Source organism: Allobosea massiliensis (assembly GCF_042655245.1).
Classification (GTDB): Bacteria; Pseudomonadota; Alphaproteobacteria; order Rhizobiales; family Beijerinckiaceae; genus Allobosea; species Allobosea massiliensis.
In genome coordinates, this window is the sequence record NZ_JBHSLU010000068.1 from 1 (window position 1) to 16,973 (window position 16,973).

A 16,973-nucleotide genomic window follows, 5' to 3' on the forward strand; every position below is an offset into this window, starting at 1 on the left:
TCCCATCGTCAGCCTGCCAGCCGTGGCCGCCTGACCAGCCCGACCAAAGCCGGCACGCGGTGGCTCTGCGAAGCTACACCACCAGCAGGGACACGACCTCTTCCGGCGCCCGGCTCTGCTTTCGGACTGGTAGCGACAGCCTGCCGCGCGCATCGCTCAAGGAATCGCGCTTGCTCGGCGAGACGCCGGAAGAACTCGATATCGCAGTCGCCGATCCAGCCTCTCATCTGATCAGAGGCAGCCTCATCCATCTCTGCTGCAAGCTCGTTATCGCACAGCCACTGCCCTTTTTCGCCGAGCGCTCGGCTCAGCATCGGCCTCACTTCGTCGAGAGACGCGGCGAATAGGTGGGCTCGTTTGTGCAGTCTGTCGATCCGGCGACGGCTCTCGACGTCGACCGGACCGCTGTGGAACTCGTCAGAAGCCCTACTGGCGGCCAATCGCAAGAAGCTCCATTCCACCGCCGAGAACGTGATGCCCGCTTCCCGCTCGACGCGCTGCTGAAGGCTCTCCTCGAGATCCGCATCTGGTCCCTGGCCTGGCCGGTGATGCACATTGGTCATGCCGCCGCAGCCTTCTTGCCGCGTGATATGCCGTACCGCTTCTTGGACTTGTTCAGCGGCAGCACCTCGGCCGAGCCGCCGGCGATTATGGCCGAGAGCCGTTCGGCCCATAGGTCGAGAGCCGCCCGCTTTTCCTTGGCATAGTCGTACCGTGCATAAACGCTGGTGGTGATGCTCGCCTTCGTCGTGCTCACGTGGTTGAGCACCAGCCCGATGTCGAAGGGTGATACGCCCAGTTCAGCCATTTGCGTGGCTGCGGTGCGCCGCAGATCGTGTGCAGTCCACTTCGCCAGGCCGATCGCCTTTTGCGAGCGCTGGACCGCCCGGGCAACGCCGCTATTCGTAAGAGGCGTGCCCCTCGGCCCCGGGAATAGCGCCGGCAGCTTGTGGGCCTTCAGGACGGGCTCAATCACCGACAAGGCCAAGTTCGAAAGCGGTACGACATGCTCTCGCTTGTTCTTCGACCGCTCCGCGGGGATCCGCCACAGCCGCTCGTCAAGGTCGAGCTCGCTGCGCATCATGCCGGCGACCTCGCCCTGGCGAGCCCCGGTGATCAGGCAGAGGCGTAGCGCCTCGATCGTCCACCTCGAGGCATCAGCCTTTTCCAGCGCGCGCCAGAGGGTCGCGATCTCGCCGGACGTCAGGGCCCGCTCGCGCGGCGCCTTGGCCTCAGACGGTGGCTTCCACCGGTGGCCGGGATCGCTTTCGAGGTACCCGTTGTCGAGCCCCCAAGCAGTCATCGCCTTCAACAAAGCAGCGACGCGGTTCGCCTGCGTCTTGGCGCCGCGGTTCAGCACTGCATCGGTCACCTTGACCAGATCCCGACGATGGAGGTGCGAAAGAGCGACTGTCCCGATCACCGGCACGACGTCCGCCTTCATCACCCGCTCCATGTCGTCGACCGTGCGACGATCACGCCGGCGCCTGTCGGTGATGAACGCGGTCGTCAGATCCTCGACGGTCGTCTCAGCTTTGGGGCCGGCCTTGATCTGCTGAACAGCCTGCCGAGCATCGACACCGTCGGACACGCCGTCCTTCAGGAGAATCGCGCGCGCTCTCGCATCACTGAGCGACTTTTCGGGGTATGTGCCGAACGTCGTCCGGGCTCGCTTGCCATCGCCGGGGCGCGTGAACAGCAGACCCCAGGCCTTCCGCTTGGCCGACACGCGAAGGAACAGGCCCGGCGTCACGTCGTCGAAATAGTCGGTCTGCGCGGCCGTCGGCTTCACCCCAGCGACGAAGCGATCAGTCAGTCTGACTCGAGGCATGGCGTACCTATTTCCGTACCTAAAATGCCCCGTTTAGGTACGCCTGCAAGCGATAAAGAGCAACTGAGAAAAACGGAGACAATCTCAAACTGAAGATAACGCACTGATATTGCGTCGTTTATCCTGTGGATCAGTTTGTGATCGTTCGTCTGCGTCCGGCGCTGCAACTGCCTGTTAATCGATTGGTCGCAGGTTCGAATCCTGCTCCGGGAGCCAGCGATTTCGAAAGGCTCGGGCGTCGCCGCCCGGGCCTTTTTGCTTTGCTGAGGAAATCGGGGCTTGCGACGCCTGGCCTGCTTCGTCCTGCCACAGCCGACCGGCTGGCGCGGCAGGTAACCTCGCGTTACCTCTGCGCTGATGTCCCTCTCGCCTTCACCCTCGATCCACTGGTTCCGCGACGATCTGCGCCTCGCCGACAACCCGGCGCTGGCGGCGGCCGTGGCTGCGGGACCGACGCTGTGCCTGTATATCCTCGACGAGCGACCGGAGCGGCGGCCGCTCGGCGGCGCCAGCCGGTGGTGGCTGTCGCGCTCGCTCGCCGCACTCTCCAGCGAGCTGGAGCGCAGGGACGGCGCCCTGCTCCTGCTGCGAGGCGACCCGGAAACTCTCCTGCCGAAAGTGGCGGAGATGATCGGCGCCGCTCTCGTCACCTGGAGCCGCCGCTATGACGGCGACTCGGTCGCGCTCGACGCCCGCATCAAGAGCGAACTTCAAAACGGCGGCCGGCAGGTCTCAAGCTTCAACGCGGCGCTGCTGAATGAGCCCTGGCAGGTCACCACCAAGACCGGCGACCCCATGAAGGTGTTCACCCCCTATTGGCGCGCCGCCCGCGCTCGCGGCGAGCCGCCGGCGCCCCTGCCCGCACCCGTCCGAATCGCCACACCGGCCCTGCCCGCCGGATTGACCGCGCTCGCCGTCACCCGCGAGGATCTTGCCTTGGAGCCCCATGCGCCCGACTGGGCGGGCGGCCTGCGCGAGGCGTGGACGCCGGGCGAGGCTGGCGCCGCCGCCGCGCTCGAACATTTTCTGGCGGGGCCGCTCGCCGGTTATGGCGAAGACCGCAACCGGCCCGATCTGGCGTCGACCTCACGTCTGTCGCCGCATCTGCGCTTCGGCGAGATCGGCCCCCGCCAGGTCTGGCATGCGACCCACAGCGCCGTCGAAAGCGGGGCGGCAGCTGCTCCCGAATCCGATGCCGAGAAATTCCTCTCCGAGATCGGCTGGCGGGAGTTTTCCTACCATCTCCTCTTCCACAATCCTGATCTCGCGACCCGCAACTACAATCCGCGCTTCGATGCCTTCCCCTGGCGCCATGACGATGCCGCACTGGAGGCCTGGCGGCGCGGGCGCACCGGCTATCCGATCGTCGATGCGGGGCTGCGCGAGCTCTGGACCACCGGCTGGATGCACAACCGCGTCCGGATGATCGTCGCCTCCTTCCTGATCAAGCATCTGCTGATCGACTGGCGCGAGGGCGAGGCCTGGTTCTGGGACACGCTGGTCGATGCCGACCCCGCCAACAACGCCGCGAGCTGGCAGTGGGTCGCGGGCTCCGGTGCCGACGCCGCGCCCTATTACCGGATCTTCAACCCCGTGACGCAGGGGCTGAAATTTGATCCCCGCGGCGCTTATGTCCGCCGCTGGATCCCTGAGATCGCGGCGCTTGGCGATGCCGAGATCCACGAACCCTGGAAGGCCTCCACCGCCATCCTGCGCCGCGCGGAGATCGAACTGGGCGTGACCTATCCGCGCCCGATCGTCGATCTCGATGCCGGCCGCCAGCGGGCGCTGGCGGCGCTGGCCGCCACCAAGGGCTGACGCTCAAAGCGGCCGGGCGCCGCCGCGACGTGACGCCTGCCGCAGCAGCCAGAAATAGGCCGGATAAGGCAACAAATTCAGCAGCTTCATCGGCCAGGACAGCCGGCGCGGGAAGGTGATCTCGAAGCCGCTCGAGGCCAAGCCTTCGACGATCCGCCGCGCCGCCGCCTCGGGCGGCATGATGAAGGGCATCGGCACCGCCTTGGGGCGCGTCATCGGCGTTGCCACCCAACCCGGATTGACGAGCTGGAGCGTGATGCCGGCTCGGTCGCAGTCGAATCTCAGCGTCTCGCAGAGATGGATGACGGCCGCCTTTGAGACGCCATAGGCGGAGGCGCCCGGCAGCCCGCCATAGCCGGCGACGGAGGCGTTGACGGCGATCTGCCCGCGGCCGCGCGCGCTCATCCGCTCCAGAAGCACCGAGAGCCCGCGTGCGACACCGACGAGATTGACCGCGATGATTCGCTCGAACGCCTCCATGTCGAGGACTCCGTCCGAATCCGGCGCGATGCCGGCATTGAGGAAGGCGAGCGCGATCGGCCCCTGCACGCTCTCGACCCCTTCGATGACGGCCTTCATCGAATCGGCGTCGGTGATGTCGCCGGCATGGGCGAGGATGCGGCCGGGCAAGCCCTCAGCGCGGCGCGCGATGTCCTCCAGCAATTCGAGGCGTCGAGCGGTAATCGCGACGGTCCAGCCCTGTCGCGCGAGTTCGAGCGCGACGGCCTCACCGATGCCGGAACTGGCTCCGGTGATCCAGGCGACGCCGTCGCCGGGCCGCATCCGCTGCGGGGACTGGCGCTGCATCGATCGGACCCTCACGGATGGCACGGATGGCCTATCTAGGCGGAGCCGCGGCGTGACGGAAGTCCCGGCACAAGCCGAGGTGGCGTCGCGGCCACGTCCGGTGCAATCTCCGCTGCCCTGCCCGACCGGCCCCGCGCCGGCCCTGCCACGAGTTGCCCGACCATGACCACCGCCCTGCTCTTCCGCGACGACGCCTATCTCGCCGAGACTCCCGCCACCGTGCTGGCGATCAATGAGCGCGGCGGTATTGAACTGGACCGGACGGTCTTCTACGCCACCGGCGGCGGCCAGCCCGGCGATGCCGGGCTGCTGCGCCGGGCCGACGGCTCGACCATCACGATCGGCAGCGCGGTCTATGGTCCGCAGGACCGCAGCCGCATCCTGCATGTGCCGCTGGACGGCCAGCCCGCGCCGCAGCCGGGCGAAGCGGTGACCGCCGTGCTCGACTGGGAGCGCCGCCTCAAGCGCATGCGCATCCACACCGCGCTGCATCTGCTCAGCGTCGTCCTGCCCTTCCCCGTCACCGGCGGCGCGATCGGCGACGGCGACGGGCGCCTCGACTTCGATATTCCCGAGGGCGGACTCGACAAGGTCGAGATCGCCGAAAAGCTGAACGCGCTGGTGGCGCGCAACGCCGCCGTGACGGAGCGCTGGATCACCGATGCCGAGCTCGACGCCAATCCCGGCCTCGTCAAGACGATGTCGGTCCAGCCGCCTCGCGGCTCGGGACGCATCCGGCTAGTCGCGATCGGTGACATCGATCTCCAGCCCTGCGGCGGCACCCATGTCCGCAACACCGCCGAGATCGGCCTTGTCGCGGTCACGGATATCGAGAAGAAGGGCAAGCAGAACCGCCGCGTCCGGATCGCGCTCGCCTGAGGGCAGGCGCGCCCCCAAAGCCAGAAACCGAATTCAGGGAAACGCAGAGATGGCCAGCGACACCGTTTTCGTCTCGACCGACTGGCTCGCCGAGCGCCTCGACGCGCCCGACATCGTGGTCGTCGACGGCTCCTGGTATCTGCCGGTCCATGCCCGCGATCCGCATGCGGACTATGCCGAGCGGCGCATTCCCGGCGCGGTGCGCTTCGACATCGACGCGGTCAAGGACACCGGCTCCGACCTACCGCACATGCTGCCACGCCCGGAAGCCTTCGCCGCCGCCGTCGGCGCCATGGGCATCGGCGATGGCATGCGCATCGTCGTCTATGACGGGCTTGGCCTGTTCTCGGCGCCGCGCGTCCGCTGGACGTTTCGGACCTTCGGCGCCAAGGACGTGGTCATTCTTGAAGGCGGCTTCCCTAAATGGCAGGCCGAGAATCGCCCGATCGAGCTGGGCCCGCCGCGCAGCCGCGCCGCGCGCAGCTTCACCGCCCGTCTCGACCATTCCGCCGTCGCCGATGCCGGCGACATCGCCCGGGCGCTGACGGAGGGAACTGCGCAGGTGGTCGATGCCCGGCCGGGCGACCGCTTCCGCGGCGAGGCGCCGGAGCCGCGCGCCGGCGTCCGCTCCGGCCACATGCCCGGCTCGCTCAACCTGCCCTTCCCGGCCATCGTCGAGAACGGGCAGCTCCGGTCGCCGGAGGCCATCGCCGCCGCCTTTGCCGAGGCGGGCGTCGATCTCGACCGGCCGCTGATCACGAGCTGCGGCTCGGGCGTCTCGGCGGCGATCCTGTCCACGGCGCTGGAGACGATCGGCAAGCCGGCCCGCGCCCTCTATGACGGCTCCTGGGCCGAATGGGGCGCGAGCGACCGCCCGATCGCGACGGGGCCGGCCAAGCGCGGTTAGAACACGGAGGCGCCGCGTCATTGACCGGCGCCGGCAGAGAATACTAAACCGACAAGGTAACCATCCTGAACAGCTGGCGACACCGTCTGCTGTCACAGGCGGGTCGTGGTGCCCGTCATAAGGCTCTTCGCCCATACCAACCGAGAGGCGGCTGCGACCGTCGCGGACAGCAGCACGGACAGCGACGATGACACCCGGCCCCGAGATGACGGCAACCGCGCCCAAGGCGACGCGCCGGGACTGGCTGGGGCTGGCCGTGATCGCCCTGCCCTGCCTGCTCTATTCGATGGACCTCACCGTCCTGAACCTCGCCATCCCGCAGCTCAGCGTCGATCTCAAGCCGAGCGCGGCGCAACTGCTCTGGATCGTCGACATCTACGGCTTCATGGTCGCGGGCTCGCTGATCACAATGGGTACGCTCGGCGACAGGATCGGGCGGCGCAAGCTGCTTCTGATCGGCGCTGCCGCCTTCGGTCTGGCCTCGGTCCTCGCCGCCTTCTCGACCAGCGCCGAGATGCTGATCGCGACCCGCGCTTTGCTCGGCATCGCCGGCGCGACGCTGGCGCCCTCGACGCTGTCGCTGATCCGCAACATGTTCCTCGATCCCAAGGAGCGCAGCTTCGCGATCGGCATCTGGATCGCCAGCTTCTCGGCCGGCGGCGCGATCGGCCCGCTCGTCGGCGGGCTCCTGCTGGAGCATTACTGGTGGGGCTCGGTCTTCCTCGTTGGCGTGCCGGTGATGATCCTGCTGCTGGTGCTCGGCCCCTTTCTGCTGCCGGAGTTCAAGGACCCGAACGCCGGCCGGGTCGATCTCGCCAGCGCGGCGCTCTCGCTCGCGGCGGTTCTGGCGGTGATCTACGGCATCAAGCATCTGGCCGAGCATGGGATCGCCTGGCGGGCCGCCGCCGCGATCATCGCCGGCCTCGTCATCGGCGGTGTTTTCCTGCGCCGGCAGCGCCGCCTCTCCGATCCCTTCCTCGACCTGCGGCTGTTCCGCAATCCGATCATCAGCGCGGCGCTGGCGATCAATGTGCTCGGCTTCCTGTTCCTGTTCGGCAGCTTCCTCTTCATCGGCCAATACTTCCAGCTGGTCAGGGGCTTCACCCCCCTCGAGGCCGGGCTCTGGAGCCTGCCCTCCGCGCTGGCCTTCATCCTGGGCACGCCGATCGTGCCCGTCCTGGCCCACCGCTTCCGTCCGGCCCAGATCATGGCGGTCGGGCTGATCATGGCGGCGCTCGGCTTCGCCCTGCTCTCGCGCATCGACACGGGCTCGAGCGTCAGCCTCGTCGTCGTCGCCTCGGTGATCTTCTCGCTCGGCTTCACCCCGGTCGTCGCTCTGACGACGGAACTCGTCGTCGGCAGCGCCCCGCCCGAGCGCGCCGGCTCGGCCGCGGCGATCTCCGAAACCAGCCTGGAATTCGGCGGCGCCGTCGGCATCGCCATCCTCGGCAGCATCGTCACCGCCGTCTATCGCAGCCAGATGGCGCTGACCCAGCCAAGCGGTATGGCCCCCGACGCCGCCCGCAGCGCCGCGGCCACGCTCGGCGGCGCCGTCGCGGAGGCGGCGCGGCTGCCGCCCGATCTCGCATCGAGTCTTCTCGCGGCGGCGAGGATGGCCTTCGTCGCCGGCATGCAGCTCTCGGCGTTGGTCGCGATGGTCGGGCTCGTCGTCACCGCGATGACCGCCCTCGTCCTGCTGCGCAACGCGACGGCCGCTTCGCACCACGGCTGAGCGCCGCGCGGTTTCCCTCGCGCCCCGCCTGCCCTACCCTGGCGCCAGAGGAGCCGACCGATGAGCGATCACGACCACCCGCACGATCACCCGCACGACCATGAGCATGGCGGCGAGCCGCGCTGGAAGCATGATGGCGTGCGCGTCATCAGCGGCGACAGGCTCGATCCCAACACCGCCCAGACGCCTGGCATGTTCCGGCAGGCGGCGATCAACCATGCCCGCGTCGGCGCGCAGAAGATCTGGGCGGGCACGGTCTCGATCCAGCCCAATGCCAAGACCGGCGTGCACCATCATGGCGAGCTGGAGAGCGTGATCTATGTGGTCCGCGGCAAGGCGCGGATGCGCTGGGGTGAGCGGCTCGAATTCGTCGCCGAGGCCGGCCCGGGCGACTTCATCTACGTGCCGCCCTTCGTGCCGCACCAGGAGATCAACGCCGATCCCGACAACCCGCTCGAATGCGTGCTGGTCCGCTCGGACAACGAGGCGGTGGTGGTCAACATCACCGATGTCGACCCGGTCGAGGCGCCGGAATCGGTCTACTGGGTCGACCCGATCCACAAGCATCCGCCGGGCTGACGCGCACTACAACCTCAACCATCGCCATCCAGACGCACGCGCCTTGACTCGCCACGCCGCCCTCTGCGACCATCGCTGTATACGGCGAAACACAGCGCCATGTTGCGGAGGACCCTCGGATGCTCAGGCGGCGCGCTCTTATGGCAATGGCCCTGGCTGCGGCCTTTGGCCTCGCATCGGGCAGCAGCCAGGCGCTCGCCCAGCCGAAGGAACTCGTGATCTTCGCCGCCGCCAGTCTGAAAAACGCGCTCGACGAGGCCGCCGCCGGCTGGGCCCGCGAGACCGGCAAGCCGGCACCGAAGATGTCCTATGCCGCGAGCAGCGCATTGGCGAAGCAACTCGAAGCCGGCGCCCCGGCCGATCTCTTCCTCTCGGCCGATCTCGACTGGATGGATCATGCCGCCGGGAAGGGCCTGATCCGGCCCGACACCCGCGTCACCCTGCTGGCCAACCGCATCGCCCTGATCGCCCCCTCGGATTCGACCGCCACCATCGCCAAGGGGCCGGGCCTCGATCTCGCCGCCGTTGTCGGCCAGGGCCGCCTGGCCATGGCGAATGTCGACTCCGTGCCCGCCGGAAAATACGGCAAGGCGGCGCTGGAGAAGCTCGGCGCCTGGGATGGCGTCAAGGACAAGCTCGCCCAGGCCGACAATGTGCGGGCGGCGCTGCTGCTGGTCTCGCGCGGCGAGGCGCCGCTCGGCATCGTCTACACCACCGACGCAGCCGCCGATCCGAAGGTGAAGGTGCTGGCGACTTTCCCGCCGGATTCGCACCCGCCGATCCTCTATCCCGTCGCCGTAACCAGGGATTCGACCCATCCCGACGCGGTCGCATTCCTCGCCTATCTGCGCGGCGCGGGTCCGAAAGCCGCCTTCGAGAAACAGGGCTTCACCGTTCTGAACAAGGCCGCCAACGCGACGTGACCGACTGGCTGTCCCCGGAAGAATGGGCGGCGGTCCGGCTCAGCCTCCTCGTCGCCAGCACAGCCATGCTCGCGAGCCTGCCTTTTGGGATCGCGGTGGCGTGGCTGCTGGCGCGCGGCCGCTTCTGGGGCAAGTCGATCCTCGATGCAGCCGTGCATCTGCCGCTGATCCTGCCGCCGGTCGTCACCGGCTATCTGCTTCTGATCTGGTTCGGCAGACGCGGACCGGTCGGACAGGTTCTGCATGACTGGTTCGGAATCGTGCTCTCCTTCCGCTGGACGGGCGCCGTGCTGGCCGCGGCCGTGATGGGCTTCCCATTGATGGTGCGGGCGATCCGGCTCTCGATCGAGGCGGTCGACCGCAAGCTGGAAGACGCTGCCGGCACGCTCGGCGCGAACCCGGCCTGGGTGTTCGCGACCGTGACGCTGCCGCTCTGCCTGCCCGGCATCCTCGCGGGGATGATCCTCTGCTTCGCCAAGGCGATGGGCGAGTTCGGCGCCACCATCACCTTCGTCTCGAACATCCCCGGCGAGACCCAGACACTGCCCTCGGCGATCTACACCTTCACCCAGGTGCCCGGCGGCGAGGCCGGCGCGACGCGGCTGACGCTGATCTCGATCGCGATCTCGGTGTCGACGCTGTTTGCCTCCGAGGCGCTGGCACGGCTGGCCTCACGGCGGGTCGGCGCCGCATGACGACCGGGCTCGACATCGTCGTCCAGCACCGGCTCGGGGCCTTCACGCTCGACGCGACCCTGCGCTCTCAGGGCGGCCTGACCGCACTCTACGGCCCCTCCGGCTCCGGCAAGACCTCGCTCGTCAACGTGATCGCGGGGCTCATCCGTCCCGAAGCCGGCCATGTCCGGCACGACGGCGAGGCACTGTTCGACCGGGCGGGCGGCGTCTTCGTGCCGCCGCATCGCCGCCGGATCGGCTATGTCTTCCAGGAGGCGCGGCTGTTCCCGCATCTCAGCGTGCGCCGCAATCTGCTCTTCGGACGCTGGTTCGCGCCGCGCGGGAAAGCCGATCGCACTGATCTCGCGGCGGTTCTGGACCTGCTCGGCATCGGCCATCTGCTGGCGCGCCGGCCGGGCGACCTCTCGGGCGGCGAGAGGCAGCGGGTGGCGATCGGCCGGGCGCTGCTGGCGCGCCCCCGCCTGCTGCTGATGGACGAGCCCCTTGCCTCGCTCGACGAGGCGCGCAAGGCCGAGATCCTCCCCTATATCGAGCGCCTGCGCGACGAGGCCGGTATCCCCATCGTCTATGTCTCGCATGCGCTGGCCGAGGTCGCGCGGCTGGCGACGACGGTCGCAATCATCGAGGCCGGCAGGGTCACGGCCTGCGGACCCGCTGCCACGATCCTGTCGCGTCTCGATCTCGCGCTCCGGCCGGGATCGCCCGAGCCGAGTTCGCTGATCGAGGGCTTTGTCGGCACGGTCGATCCCGCCTTCGGGTTGACGCGGATCGAGACACGCGCCGGCGCGATCGAGGTCGCGCGAACGGGGTTGCGCCCCGGCAAGGCGATCCGGGTCCGCATCCTCGCCGGCGACGTCATGATCGCGCTCGCTCCGGTCGCCGGGATCAGCGCGCTCAACCAGCTTCACGGCACGGTGGCGGAGATCGCCCCTAGCGGAGGCGACGGCTCCGGAACCGTCGATCTGGGAATCGACTGCGGCGGCGAAAGGCTGGCGGCGCGGCTGACCCGCAAATCGCTCGTCACGCTCGGGCTCGGCCTCGGCAGCCCGGTCGTGGCGATCGTGAAGAGCGTTTCCATCGAAACGCCCTGAAGGGCTTTGGCCGATGGTCGCCTTGGGCATTCGGCCTCCCATGCCTATCATCGGAACCATGCCCGAGAACTCCACCATGCCCCAGCCGCCCGCAACCCGCCCCGCATTGAAGCTCGGCCTGCGGCTCGATTTCACGCCCGGTGGCCGGCTCGGCCCCGGCAAGGCCGATCTGCTCGAGGCCATCGGCCGCACGGGCTCGATCTCGGCGGCGGGCCGCGCCATGACCATGTCCTATCGCCGGGCCTGGCTGCTCGTCGACGATCTCAACCGCATGTTCCGCCAGCCGCTGGTCGAGGCCCAGCCCGGCGGCGCCCAGGGCGGCGGCGCAAGGCTGACACCGCTCGGGCACGAGGTCCTGTCGCATTACCGGGCGGTCGAGCGCATGGTGCTGGAGGCGGCGGCCGCGCCGATCGAGGCGCTGCGTGGCGCGATCGATCCGACACCACGCCCGGCCAAGCCGCAGCCGGCGGAAGCGCAGGAGACGACGCCATGAACATCGGCGAGGCGGCGCGGCAATCGGGCGTCAGCGCCAAGATGATCCGCTATTACGAGAGCATCGGCCTGATCGAGGCGCCGCAGCGCACCCAGGCGCAGTACCGCGTCTATGGCCGGGACGATCTGCACACGCTGCGCTTCATCCGCCGCGCCCGCCATCTCGGCTTCTCGCTCGACGAGACGCGCGCCCTGCTCGCCCTCTGGCGCGACAAGAGCCGCGCCAGCGCCGATGTGAAGCGGCTCGCCATGGACCATGTCCGCGATCTCGAGGCCAAGGCTGCGGAGCTCCGGGCCATGGCCGAGACACTGCGCCATCTCGCCGAAACCTGCCATGGCGATGGCCGGCCCGACTGCCCGATCCTCAGCGATCTCGCCGCGCCGCCCGCCGCCTGCTGCTGAGCCCAGCCTGTCCGCCATGCATGAAATGGCCCCTGGCTCGCCTCGGCCATGCGTCTGCCGGCTGGACGGGAGCGGGCTCGATTGGTCATATGCCGGCCTGACTAAGGCAGGACCATCATGGACAACCGAAACGATCTCTGGCGCCACGTCGATGCCAACAAGGAGCGGCTGATCGCCCTCAGCGACAGGGTCTGGGGCATGCCCGAGGTCTGCTACACCGAGACGCGCTCCAGCGCCGAGCACGCCGCCGAGCTGGAGCATCAGGGCTTCCGCGTCACCAAGGGCATCGCCGACATCCCGACCTCCGTGATCGGCGAGGCCGGCGAAGGCGGGCCCGTGATCGCCTTCATGGGCGAGTACGACGCCCTGCCCGGCCTGTCGCAGGAAGCCGGCGTCGCCAGCCATTCACCCGTCGAGGTTGGCGGCCACGGCCATGGCTGCGGCCACAACCTTCTGGGCTCCGCCGCACTGCTCGCCGCCGTGGCGATGAAGAACTGGCTCGCCGAGAACAAGCTGCCCGGCCGCGTTCGCTATTATGGCTGCCCGGCCGAGGAAGGCGGCGCCGCCAAGGCCTTCATGGTCCGTGCCGGCGCTTTCGACGATGCCGATGTCGCGATCTCCTGGCACCCGTCGAGCTGGTGGGAGGTGGCGCCGCCGCTGGCACTCGCCAACACTCGCGCCGATTTCGTCTTCACCGGCCGCACGGCGCATGCCGCCGCCGCCCCCCATCTCGGTCGCAGCGCGCTCGATGCCGTCGAGCTGATGAATGTCGGCGTCAACTACATGCGCGAGCACATGCCCAGCGACGCCCGCGTCCACTACGCGCTGCTCGACACCGGCGGCATCGCCCCCAATGTCGTGCAGGCCCATGCCCGGGTGCGCTACTCGATCCGCGCGCGGGACCTGCGCGGCATGCTCGAACTCGTCCAGCGCGTGAAGAAGATCGCCGAAGGCGCGGCGCTGATGACCGAAACCAAGATGGAGATGCGCATCGTCAGCGCCGTCTCCGACCTGCTCGGCAACACCCCGCTCGAGCAGGCGATGCATGGCGTGATGGAAGAACTCGGCCCGCCGCATTTCGACGACGCCGACCGCGCCTTCGCCCAGGAAATCCGCAAGACGCTGCAGCCGCAGGAGATCGCCTCGATCTGGCGCACGATCGGCATGGAGGACACCGGCGCCCCGCTGGCCGATTTCCTCGTCCCGCTCGACGCCCAGCGCAACCCCGCGATCGGCTCGACCGATATCGGCGATGTCAGCTGGGCGGTGCCGACCGTGCAGGCCCATGCGCCGACGGTGGCGATCGGCACGCCTTTCCACACCTGGCAGGTCGTCGCCCAGGGCAAGACGCCGGCCGCCCACAAGGCGATGGTCCATGTCGCCAAGGCGATGGCCGCGACCGGCGCCGCCGTCCTGCTCGACCCCGCGCTGCTGGCCGCCGCCAAGGCCGATCACAAGAAGCGCTTGGGCGCCGAGGGCTACACCTCGCCGCTGCCGCCCGAGGTCAAGCCGCCGCTGACCATGTCGCTCGGCGGCTGAGACGGACAAGAGGGGCGGATCAGTGTCGGTCCGCCCTATCGCGTCCCAGTCGCCGCCGTGCGATGAAAGATTGCCGTCGTGGCGTAGAGCGGGATGCGCCGGACCAGATTCTGGATGATGGCACCGGCGCTGCCGTAATCGCCGGCATACTCGCCGATGTTCGGATCGAAGATGTGGATCCGGCAGTCGAGCCCGTAGGGACGCTTCTCGATCCGGTTGATGCCGGCGATGGCATGGCCGCCGCCTCCCGAGAACCGCATCGACCAGGTCGCGGCAGCCCCGGGCTCGCGCAGATCATCGGTGACCTTCCGCAGCAGCCCCTGGCGTCCGACATGCAGCTTCATGTCGACGAAGGTCTGTTCCTCGTAATCGACGCCGACGCGCGCGCCCATGTGCCGCCGCGCATCCTCGCGGCCGAGGGCATTGCGCAGCCGTCCGTAGCGGCGCTGATGGGCTTCCGCACGGCTGAAATCGACGGCGAGCGCCTGCAGGCGTAGCCGCGGCGCCGCGCCGGGCGCCTGGAACAGCGACTGCAGCCAGAGATCACAGAGGGCGACGCAAACCCCGCCGCGCGTTTCGGGGTCGCTCGCGTCGAGAAATTGCCCCTGCTGGAAGCGTGTAAGGGTGAAGGTCATGGCGGCTCCATCCGGCGGAGCGATCTTGCTCCGCGCTATGGTCGCGCCACCGGGCGATGCGGTTTCCTCGCGCTGCGATTTGCAGGCAGCCCCTGCGCTCAGCGCAGCCCGTCCTCGCCCTTGATCTGGTCCTTGGTCAGCCCGCCGATGCGCGGCAGCGGCCGGCCTGAATCGGTGACCGCGATCGCGACCAGGATTTCGCCGGCGCGCGGGGCATCCGTCACCCGCACCTCGACGGCATCGAAATGCGAGCGGACGAAGGCTGCATCCTTGTGGCCGAGCGGCACGTCGATGGGCGTGCCGAGCCCGCCGCGCTTCTTGGCGGAAGGGATCAGCGCCGGGCCCTTGCCGAGCGCGGCGCGCACCGGAGTGCCCAGCTTTGGATGCAGGATCGCCGCCGCATGCTCCAGCTCGCCGCCCTCGCCGACGATCGCCGCCTTGCCGAAGCTCTCGGCCTGGCTGGGCTCGATCCCGAGTGCCGCAAGGCAGCGCTTCGTCAGGAGATCGCCGAGCTCGACGCCGATCTCTGTCAGCTCCCCGAGATCGTCCCGGTAGCCGCCCGCAAACGGGTTGGCGATCACCGCGACCGAGACGGCGCGCCGCGTCGGCGGCGAGACGGATCGGCCCCCCTCAATCAGGGTTTCGTCGACCTGGGTCAGGATCTTGCGGATGGTCGCGGGCATGAGGGGCTCCGGGCGGTCTTCTATCGAGGTTTCCGCGTCATGGTCGGGCTTGTCCCGACCATCCACGTCTTCATCTGGCGAGATCGGGGCTCGAGGCGTGGATGCTCGGCACGAGGCCGAGCATGACGGAGAGCTTCCCGCGCTCTTGCATCACCGCTGCCCGTCCCAGACGCTGATCTGGTCGGCGCGCAGGCCGCCGACGCGCTCATGGATGCGCGCACCCGTGGTCATGACGAGGATGAGAACCATCTCGTCGGCCTGGGGCGAGCCCGGCACGCCGATCTCCACCGCGCCGAAATGGCTGCGCACATAGCACGCGTTGATATGGGTGACGGGAATGTCGATCCGCGCCCCCGGTCCGGCGACCTTCTTGGTCGAGGGGACGATCGCCTTGGCGTTGCCCAGGATCTCGCGCATCGCGTAGCCGCCCGGGACATGCCAGAGCGCGCCATGCTCGAGTTCGCCGGCCGAGCCGACGACGGCGCCCTTGCCATAGCCCTCGACGGTCGCGGGATCGCCGCCGAGCGCGTTGAGGCAACGCGTCGCCATCTCCAGCCCCGCGGGCTTGAGCGCCTCCATCATCGGCAGGATGTCGGGCTCGTAGCGGCCGGCATAGGGGTTGGTCAGCACGGCGCAGACGGAGGCAATGCGCTCGGTCCGACCCGGCAGCGGCCCGAATTCGTGGAAGATCTCCTCCACGGTGGTCTGGATGCAGCGGATCTCGACGAGCACGCTCATGGGACGCCTTTCAAACCACGGCCGGGGCGCTGTGCGAGGGCGGCGTCGAGCGCGAGCGTCCGGTCCGCACCAGCCCGTCGATCACCACCATGCCGATGCCGGGAATATCGCCGAGCGACACCGCCTCCAGCAGATCCTTACCGGACGAATGCTGCGGCTTGTCGAGGAAGACGAAATCGGCCGGATAGCCGACTGCGATCAGCCCCGCATCGAGCGAGCGCCGGCGCGCAACATTGCCGGTGGCGAGGCAGAAAGCCTGCTCGGCCGGCAGCCCGCCGAGGCTCGACAACAGCGTGATCATCCGCAGCACGCCATTGGGCTGGACGCCGGAGCCCGCGGGCGCATCGGTCCCGATCAGCACATCCGCCAGCCGCCCGGCCTCGCGTGCGGCCTCTAACGCGACCAGTGCCGATTTCTCGTTACCGTTATGGACGACCTCGAGCGCGCCCTTCGCCTTCTCGCAGAGGATGCGGATGTCGCCATGGGCGATCGAGGTCGGCCCGCCATTGATGTGGCTGACGACGTCGGGCTGGGCTTCCAGCACGTCGTCCTTGTTGACGAAATGCGAGCCCGCGATCGAGGGGCCACCGGTGTGCATGATCGATTCCAGCCCGATCTCGCGGCACCAGTCGGCGACGCGCTTGGCGTCGGGCCCTTTGGCGACGGTGCCGAGCCCGATCTCGCCGATATGGCGGATGCCGAGCGCCTTCAGCTCCTCGAAGACCTCGCGGCCGAAATCGAGCTCGGCCACCGGCGCCCCCGCGATCACCTTGGCGCCGGCGGGCCGGAAATTCTGGAAGCAGCGTTGCGCGGTGACGGCCAGGGCCTTGACGCCGATCGCATCCTTCGGCCGGCCCGGGAGATGCACCTCGCCGGCCGAAACCAGCGTGGTGACGCCGCCATTCACGCCCATCTCGATCCAGCCGAGCTGGTTCTGGCGCGGCGTCCAGTCGCCGAACACGGGATGGCAATGGGAATCGATCAGCCCCGGCGACAGGCCCGAGCCTTTCGCGTCGATCACGCTGTCGGCGCTGGAGCCATCGAGATCGGAGGCCCGGCCGATCGCCGCGATGCGCCCGTCGACGACGACGATCGTGTCGGCATCGAGGATCGGCTTGTTCAGATCGCCCGAGAGCAGCAGGCCGATGTTGCGGATGACCAGCTTGCCCTTGGGCGTTCCCGCCGCGACGTCGTGAGCCATCTGGATCTCCGCAGCCCTCCC

The 16,973-nt window shown here is 68.8% G+C and carries 18 protein-coding genes; 11 read left to right on the forward strand and 7 right to left on the reverse strand.

Annotated elements, in window-relative coordinates; all coding sequences use genetic code 11:
• Positions 1 to 8: 8 nt before the first annotated feature.
• Together ACFPN9_RS20505 and ACFPN9_RS20510 are read right to left on the reverse strand one after the other, a co-directional pair.
• Positions 9 to 563, reverse strand: coding sequence for a hypothetical protein (locus tag ACFPN9_RS20505; protein ID WP_377817539.1), 555 nt, complete (start codon positions 561 to 563; stop codon positions 9 to 11).
• Positions 560 to 1,831, reverse strand: a complete 1,272-nt coding sequence (locus tag ACFPN9_RS20510; protein ID WP_377817540.1) for a tyrosine-type recombinase/integrase — start codon at positions 1,829 to 1,831, stop codon at positions 560 to 562. The genes ACFPN9_RS20505 and ACFPN9_RS20510 overlap by 4 nt, the downstream gene beginning before the upstream one ends.
• Positions 1,832 to 2,188: 357 nt before the next feature.
• On the opposite strand from ACFPN9_RS20510, the gene ACFPN9_RS20515 reads away from it, so the two are divergent.
• Positions 2,189 to 3,649, forward strand: coding sequence for a cryptochrome/photolyase family protein (locus ACFPN9_RS20515; protein ID WP_066725705.1), 1,461 nt, complete (start codon positions 2,189 to 2,191; stop codon positions 3,647 to 3,649).
• Between the two features lie 3 nt (positions 3,650 to 3,652).
• On the opposite strand, the gene ACFPN9_RS20520 is transcribed toward ACFPN9_RS20515, so the two are convergent.
• Positions 3,653 to 4,456 carry an SDR family NAD(P)-dependent oxidoreductase gene (locus tag ACFPN9_RS20520; protein ID WP_066734595.1) on the reverse strand — a complete coding sequence of 268 codons (804 nt, stop codon included), beginning with the start codon at positions 4,454 to 4,456 and terminating at the stop codon, positions 3,653 to 3,655.
• 162 nt (positions 4,457 to 4,618) lie between these two features.
• Between ACFPN9_RS20520 and ACFPN9_RS20525 the strand changes: the two genes are divergently transcribed.
• From ACFPN9_RS20525 to ACFPN9_RS20570, 10 genes are all read left to right on the forward strand, one after another.
• On the forward strand, positions 4,619 to 5,335 hold the full coding sequence (locus ACFPN9_RS20525) for an alanyl-tRNA editing protein (RefSeq protein WP_066725699.1): 717 nt from the start codon (positions 4,619 to 4,621) through the stop codon (positions 5,333 to 5,335).
• Positions 5,336 to 5,384: 49 nt separating this feature from the next.
• A complete protein-coding gene (gene sseA / locus ACFPN9_RS20530; RefSeq protein WP_066725696.1) occupies positions 5,385 to 6,242 on the forward strand; it encodes a 3-mercaptopyruvate sulfurtransferase in 858 nt (285 codons plus the stop codon).
• 187 nt (positions 6,243 to 6,429) lie between these two features.
• Positions 6,430 to 7,974: an MFS transporter gene (locus ACFPN9_RS20535; protein ID WP_245282349.1), complete on the forward strand. Its 1,545-nt coding sequence runs from the start codon at positions 6,430 to 6,432 to the stop codon at positions 7,972 to 7,974.
• Positions 7,975 to 8,034: 60 nt separating this feature from the next.
• Positions 8,035 to 8,553, forward strand: coding sequence for a cupin domain-containing protein (locus tag ACFPN9_RS20540; RefSeq protein WP_066722269.1), 519 nt, complete (start codon positions 8,035 to 8,037; stop codon positions 8,551 to 8,553).
• 140 nt (positions 8,554 to 8,693) lie between these two features.
• The gene (gene modA / locus ACFPN9_RS20545) at positions 8,694 to 9,476 is read left to right on the forward strand and encodes a molybdate ABC transporter substrate-binding protein (RefSeq protein WP_245282348.1); all 783 of its coding nucleotides are present in this window, start codon (positions 8,694 to 8,696) and stop codon (positions 9,474 to 9,476) included.
• Positions 9,473 to 10,171 (forward strand): molybdate ABC transporter permease subunit, encoded by a 699-nt coding sequence (modB, locus tag ACFPN9_RS20550; protein WP_066722273.1) that lies wholly within the window; start codon positions 9,473 to 9,475, stop codon positions 10,169 to 10,171. Before modA ends, modB begins: the two co-directional genes overlap by 4 nt.
• Positions 10,168 to 11,262, forward strand: coding sequence for a molybdenum ABC transporter ATP-binding protein (gene modC, locus ACFPN9_RS20555; protein ID WP_066722274.1), 1,095 nt, complete (start codon positions 10,168 to 10,170; stop codon positions 11,260 to 11,262). Before modB ends, modC begins: the two co-directional genes overlap by 4 nt.
• A 76-nt stretch (positions 11,263 to 11,338) precedes the next feature.
• Complete coding sequence (locus ACFPN9_RS20560; protein WP_066722348.1) at positions 11,339 to 11,755, forward strand: winged helix-turn-helix domain-containing protein; 417 nt, start codon at positions 11,339 to 11,341, stop codon at positions 11,753 to 11,755.
• Positions 11,752 to 12,156, forward strand: coding sequence for a Cu(I)-responsive transcriptional regulator (cueR, locus tag ACFPN9_RS20565; RefSeq protein WP_066722276.1), 405 nt, complete (start codon positions 11,752 to 11,754; stop codon positions 12,154 to 12,156). The genes ACFPN9_RS20560 and cueR overlap by 4 nt, the downstream gene beginning before the upstream one ends.
• A gap of 117 nt (positions 12,157 to 12,273) precedes the next feature.
• The gene (locus ACFPN9_RS20570; protein WP_066722278.1) at positions 12,274 to 13,695 is read left to right on the forward strand and encodes a M20 family metallopeptidase; all 1,422 of its coding nucleotides are present in this window, start codon (positions 12,274 to 12,276) and stop codon (positions 13,693 to 13,695) included.
• A 35-nt stretch (positions 13,696 to 13,730) separates the two neighbouring features.
• On the opposite strand, the gene ACFPN9_RS20575 is transcribed toward ACFPN9_RS20570, so the two are convergent.
• The 4 genes from ACFPN9_RS20575 to ACFPN9_RS20590 all read right to left on the reverse strand — a co-directional run bounded on the left by ACFPN9_RS20575 (position 13,731) and on the right by ACFPN9_RS20590 (position 16,952).
• Positions 13,731 to 14,330 carry a hypothetical protein gene (locus ACFPN9_RS20575; RefSeq protein WP_066722279.1) on the reverse strand — a complete coding sequence of 200 codons (600 nt, stop codon included), beginning with the start codon at positions 14,328 to 14,330 and terminating at the stop codon, positions 13,731 to 13,733.
• 98 nt (positions 14,331 to 14,428) lie between these two features.
• Positions 14,429 to 15,013 (reverse strand): amino acid synthesis family protein, encoded by a 585-nt coding sequence (locus ACFPN9_RS20580; RefSeq protein WP_066722280.1) that lies wholly within the window; start codon positions 15,011 to 15,013, stop codon positions 14,429 to 14,431.
• Between the two features lie 150 nt (positions 15,014 to 15,163).
• Positions 15,164 to 15,751, reverse strand: a complete 588-nt coding sequence (locus tag ACFPN9_RS20585; protein WP_066722286.1) for an amino acid synthesis family protein — start codon at positions 15,749 to 15,751, stop codon at positions 15,164 to 15,166.
• 10 nt (positions 15,752 to 15,761) lie between these two features.
• Positions 15,762 to 16,952: an amidohydrolase family protein gene (locus tag ACFPN9_RS20590; protein WP_066722288.1), complete on the reverse strand. Its 1,191-nt coding sequence runs from the start codon at positions 16,950 to 16,952 to the stop codon at positions 15,762 to 15,764.
• Between the last annotated feature and the right edge of the window lie 21 nt (positions 16,953 to 16,973).

Bases quoted from the DNA above. Each gene is read 5' to 3' on its own strand.
- ACFPN9_RS20505 (WP_377817539.1), bottom strand. From the start codon at position 563: ATGACCAATGTGCATCACCGGCCAGGCCAGGGACCAGATGCGGATCTC.
- ACFPN9_RS20510 (WP_377817540.1), bottom strand. From the start codon at position 1,831: ATGCCTCGAGTCAGACTGACTGATCGCTTCGTCGCTGGGGTGAAGCCG.
- ACFPN9_RS20515 (WP_066725705.1), top strand. From the start codon at position 2,189: ATGTCCCTCTCGCCTTCACCCTCGATCCACTGGTTCCGCGACGATCTG.
- ACFPN9_RS20520 (WP_066734595.1), bottom strand. From the start codon at position 4,456: ATGCAGCGCCAGTCCCCGCAGCGGATGCGGCCCGGCGACGGCGTCGCC.
- ACFPN9_RS20525 (WP_066725699.1), top strand. From the start codon at position 4,619: ATGACCACCGCCCTGCTCTTCCGCGACGACGCCTATCTCGCCGAGACT.
- sseA (WP_066725696.1), top strand. From the start codon at position 5,385: ATGGCCAGCGACACCGTTTTCGTCTCGACCGACTGGCTCGCCGAGCGC.
- ACFPN9_RS20535 (WP_245282349.1), top strand. From the start codon at position 6,430: ATGACACCCGGCCCCGAGATGACGGCAACCGCGCCCAAGGCGACGCGC.
- ACFPN9_RS20540 (WP_066722269.1), top strand. From the start codon at position 8,035: ATGAGCGATCACGACCACCCGCACGATCACCCGCACGACCATGAGCAT.
- modA (WP_245282348.1), top strand. From the start codon at position 8,694: ATGGCAATGGCCCTGGCTGCGGCCTTTGGCCTCGCATCGGGCAGCAGC.
- modC (WP_066722274.1), top strand. From the start codon at position 10,168: ATGACGACCGGGCTCGACATCGTCGTCCAGCACCGGCTCGGGGCCTTC.
- ACFPN9_RS20560 (WP_066722348.1), top strand. From the start codon at position 11,339: ATGCCCCAGCCGCCCGCAACCCGCCCCGCATTGAAGCTCGGCCTGCGG.
- cueR (WP_066722276.1), top strand. From the start codon at position 11,752: ATGAACATCGGCGAGGCGGCGCGGCAATCGGGCGTCAGCGCCAAGATG.
- ACFPN9_RS20570 (WP_066722278.1), top strand. From the start codon at position 12,274: ATGGACAACCGAAACGATCTCTGGCGCCACGTCGATGCCAACAAGGAG.
- ACFPN9_RS20575 (WP_066722279.1), bottom strand. From the start codon at position 14,330: ATGACCTTCACCCTTACACGCTTCCAGCAGGGGCAATTTCTCGACGCG.
- ACFPN9_RS20580 (WP_066722280.1), bottom strand. From the start codon at position 15,013: ATGCCCGCGACCATCCGCAAGATCCTGACCCAGGTCGACGAAACCCTG.
- ACFPN9_RS20585 (WP_066722286.1), bottom strand. From the start codon at position 15,751: ATGAGCGTGCTCGTCGAGATCCGCTGCATCCAGACCACCGTGGAGGAG.
- ACFPN9_RS20590 (WP_066722288.1), bottom strand. From the start codon at position 16,952: ATGGCTCACGACGTCGCGGCGGGAACGCCCAAGGGCAAGCTGGTCATC.